Here is a 2,078-nt window from a genome sequence, read left to right on the forward strand (position 1 = left end):
ATTTCCGAGCGATTGCAACCCGATTTGATAAGCTTGCACGAAATTACCAGTCTATGATTTACATTGCTTGCATATTTATTTGGTGTAAAGCCAAATGAGGACACGCCCTAAATAAACTGAAATCCCCCTTGAACCATATTGGTTCAAGGGGGATTTTTTATGTCTGATAGAAATATTGGTTGGTGGAAATACTTGTCTAGTATGTTGTAATTGAGTGCAATGATTATTGTAAGTTATAAAATTTGCTGTTGTATTTGTAAAAAATTGCTGCGATAAAAATCTGAATTTGCTGTAGTAAAAAAAGAGTAAATGATTCATTATAGAATAATAAAACAATAACTTAGGATGTTTCAGCGTGTCTAATACTACTTATTTGAGCAATTCTTCCTTCGTGCGGAGCAGTGATTTATTTAAGATTATGGAACTCCGTTATTCACATTCTATTTTTGATAAGGATGGTTGTTTTAATATCATTTCACCAGTTTCAAATTCCTTAGAGTTGATTCGATGGTATCGTAATTGTGAAGATTATTTTTACCAATTGTCCGTCGAAGCTACGCCTCCTTCTGTAAATGATTTTGCGTCCTTTCAAACAGAATCAGATAAGTTAATAGTCAAAGATGAAGTGCTTGGAAATTTTGGAATAACAGAATACTCACAAGATTGTAGGAAGCTATACTCTGATTTGAGGTTACGTGAATATCGAAATTTGGTACTAAAAAAATATGGTGACAATGAACCGACCCATTGGTTAAAGGAAGTGTACCTCGTACGAGAACAGCTAAAATTATTAGCCAAAAATGAAGCGCGATTTGATGTAGATTTAGAATATCAATATCAATTTGAAGACGTACAGCTATTTTTAAAAAATACCCAAAGTGCATACTTTTTAGCATTTGATATTGAAATTGAAGCGGATCAGTTCAACGGGGATGCGATTGAAAATTGGCGAGAAAATGCTGTTTTGTTAAAACCTCTATTAGAGAATGCGCTGAATGATATTCTGAAACAACAGTCGGATACTTTACGATTTTATGTGAAGTTTGAAGATGATGGGGTATATGGCTTTCGATTCCATGTAGTCATTTTTTTGCAATCTTTGACTTTGACTGAATCATCGTGGCTAGCAGAATTTAATGAAAAATTGCAATATAGATTGTCTGATAAAGTGTTGTTAAATGAGTGGTTGAAGCCACTTTACACAAAAAAAATAAACGAATGGCGTAATCATAGGGATTTAAATGAATTATGTTATTCCAAAGAAGATTTGGATAAGATGGAGCAAAGTATCCATTCCACTTTTCAAGACTATCAGCACGATATTATTTTTAAAATTATCAATTGGAATGAGCAATTAAGAAAGCTTCAACCTGAATTAAAGTTTGGAATAGATGATTCTTTTAGTAATGAAGACAGGCAAAAATTAGAGTATTGGGGGATTAAATACTTATTTATTTCTAGTAAGTATCTATATTTCCAGAAACATCATGAGGATTTACATCCATCTATAGTAAGCTTTGTTTATCGATCATCAACCTACCCTAAAAAAATTCAGACTAAATTAGCAACACCTGAAAAACAGGAAAAATATAGTCGCTCTAGGGGTGAACAAAAGACAGAAAATTCAAATCAGTCAGGAAGAAAAAAATCTCAAGCGAGTGAAGAGCCTGTAACACATCAAAGAAGGACTGAGGTTAACCAAACTTCTTTCTACAGTGAAAAATTTGATATTACCAATAATTTACCTTTGGCTGACATTGTTGAATCAAAACCTAGACCAAAATTTCAAAGTAAACCTATTTTCAAAATAGAAAAGCTTCATGTTGGTGCACCTAAAGATGAAGATTTAATAAATCCCTCAAAAATCCTCATTTTAAAAGACTTTATTGATTACGTCTTGGATGAGAAAAATGGCATATGGAAAACTGAAATTAAAAATAAGCAACGTGTCAGTTGGGCTGAAATATTAGGGTCTGTTGACATTTACTGTTCATAATTAACCCTATAAAGGTAGCCATAAAAATATACAGGCTAAAGCAACAGAACTTTGATAATTTCTTTTGAGCTTGTCATATCGA

The 2,078-nt window shown here is 32.5% G+C and carries 1 protein-coding gene and 1 pseudogene; one reads left to right on the forward strand and one right to left on the reverse strand.

Annotated elements, in window-relative coordinates:
- Positions 1 to 355 precede the first annotated feature (355 nt).
- Entirely contained in the window at positions 356 to 1,996 is a 1,641-nt protein-coding gene (locus AC1IR0_RS15555; protein WP_479741560.1) for a hypothetical protein, read from the forward strand.
- Here AC1IR0_RS15555 and AC1IR0_RS15560 read toward each other — a convergent pair.
- A pseudogene (locus tag AC1IR0_RS15560) lies at positions 1,984 to 2,078 on the reverse strand (IS5/IS1182 family transposase); the annotation flags it as partial. The gene AC1IR0_RS15555 and the pseudogene AC1IR0_RS15560 overlap by 13 nt on opposite strands.

This window comes from Acinetobacter sp. 129952 (genome assembly GCF_056642055.1).